General features: G+C 57.3%; 2 protein-coding genes. One reads left to right on the top strand and one right to left on the bottom strand.

The genetic code is table 11. The annotated features are described in order from the left end of the window. Positions 1–550: hypothetical protein (locus P0D80_RS50000; protein WP_408296118.1), on the bottom strand; the 550-nt coding region annotated here is incomplete at its 3' end. Between the two features lie 723 nt (positions 551–1,273). Here P0D80_RS50000 and P0D80_RS49995 point away from each other — a divergent pair. Then, on the top strand, positions 1,274–1,633 hold a 360-nt coding region (locus tag P0D80_RS49995; RefSeq protein WP_408296115.1), incomplete at its 3' end, for a hypothetical protein.

Here is a 1,633-nt window from a genome sequence, read left to right as displayed (position 1 = left end):
CGGGGGCCGGCGACGGCGTGAGGCCGCACAGCTGCCACCAAGTATCGGCGCCAACGCCTGCGTTCCCTATTTGTCGCGTGCCAACTCTATTGCCGGCAGCGCTGCCTTCGTCAACAAGGAATGCTCCGGTAGCGTTACCGCCGGCGATGTTTACGGGGTGGCTGCAGCATGAGAGCATAATATACTGATCATCAGTAACGGGGCCTGACTGATTGGTCTGAAGGGCGATATCCCATTGCAAATTCTTGTCCGATTTGCCATCGTCGGAGACAGCCGTTATAGAGGGGGTAGTTGCCTCCGCGGCCCCTTGGAGATAGCAAGACTGATATTTCTGGTTTGGTCCTGCATACACAATATTTACGATGTCAAGGACCTCCACAACACCAGTTTTGCCGATGGGCGACTCGAATTTCCAGGAGGCCTCTGGATCGGTTGTCGTTAGCGCACCTGACTCATCGAGGGCAAGGTAACCTCTTGCGCCGGATGTGGGGCCCATCCCCACCCCCCAAACTTTTAGGTGAAAAGTATCGCCGTAATTAAGATCCGACATTTTAAAGCTCCTGGATGATTAAAAGGATTATCAAAACAAGGTGGCGCCAGTTAATATGTATTGAGAGGTCTTTCAATGATGAAAAATCCCCCGTTGGGAAACGTCACACGAATTATCGCTCGCGCTGCCCCTCAGGAGCGACCTATCAAGATTGGTAGGTCGGCGCCTTGATTCCTGCGGTTGCCGTCCTCGTCCTCAAGCCGCCGATCCGGCCAGTCTCACGATTTCTGTCTTTCTGGTCTCACGGAATCGGTACGATTCCGTAGAGCGATCCATCAAAATTCTTATTTCCCCTATCGCGGCGTTCCCGACGATCACAGACTTTCCGCGTCTTCGACAAAAAGAGTTCAGCGGGATTGCCAGCAATCCAGTTTGACAAGTCGAGTGTCCGGTTGTGGCCGATTGGGTGAGGTCGCCAACGGCCGCTTACTGGCATTCCAGTCCGCAAACTTGAAATTGGCCGACTGACCGGTTTGGAGCAAGTTGTCTGCCCGGAGTGGGTCGACACGCGCCCTCCACGACATCGCCTATCGAGCTTCCGAGAACGCAGGGCGCGCTGACCTTCTTTGCTGCGATCAACGCAGCTCGATCGCCACGGAGCCGTTAGTTCGTTAGCGTGGCACCGATCCCGGAACCGACTCCGTCCGCCAATCTCGACTATCGCGTGGCCATCGTTCACGAAGGCCGCAACGCGCGGTACAAAATCGCCTACTCACTCCGGAGTTGGATATCGGAGTCGGCTCGAACTATCAAGGCGTCGATGGTCAGTTTGTTGCCCGCTGGGAAAACGCACGTCTGCAGGTCTGCGCCGCGACGCCGGCTGCCGCCATCGCCGGACTGCATAGCTGCGCGACGACATGCCCGCATGTCGCTGGCAACGCGCTCCCCTACCCTGCTATGGCGCCAGTGGTCGAACCCAGCCCGATGTCCACGACCGTCGCAGCGGATTATGAGCTGTTTATCGACTGCGTGAAGGCCCGTCGCGGCTTTTGGACCGAAGCCGAGAAACTGACCAGCGCGGCCAGTGGTACCGTCACGCGCTGGCAGTGGCGGACCAGGCACGACGCAACCATGGGTGACGAG

The organism is Paraburkholderia sp. RL17-373-BIF-A, from assembly GCF_046030175.1.
GTDB lineage: Bacteria > Pseudomonadota > Gammaproteobacteria > Burkholderiales > Burkholderiaceae > Paraburkholderia.
The sequence above is the reverse complement of the archived record's forward strand: the minus strand, read 5'-3'. Positions and strand labels throughout refer to the sequence as shown.